Here is a 306-nt window from a genome sequence, read left to right as displayed (position 1 = left end):
TTCGCCAAAGCTTGTCTAGAAATACGGCAGGTAGCACGGTCTTCCATCAGGCCAACGTCATTGATATCATGTACCTTGGAACATCAGATCACATCATCAATCCAGCGCACGACATATCCTATTATTCCCTGCGCGTTGTTCTCAATTTCGGCCGCAATTTCTTCATCACTCCAGTTGACCCCATTTGCGACAGGAATGGTCAACAAGTAGGCCAAAGAGCCGCGAGGTCCGCCCGCCGCGATCGCGCGTTGACGCTCAAACACGTCGATGGTGTGGTAATGCGTGGCATGGAGCGTGGCAGCCGTG

The 306-nt window shown here is 52.9% G+C and carries 1 pseudogene; it reads right to left on the bottom strand.

Annotated elements, in window-relative coordinates:
- Positions 1-306, bottom strand: a pseudogene (locus AB9F29_RS22025) (malate synthase G); the annotation flags it as partial.

The organism is Falsihalocynthiibacter sp. S25ZX9 (assembly GCF_041205405.1).
Taxonomy (GTDB): Bacteria; Pseudomonadota; Alphaproteobacteria; order Rhodobacterales; family Rhodobacteraceae; genus Falsihalocynthiibacter; species Falsihalocynthiibacter arcticus.
The sequence above is the reverse complement of the archived record's forward strand: the minus strand, read 5'-3'. Positions and strand labels throughout refer to the sequence as shown.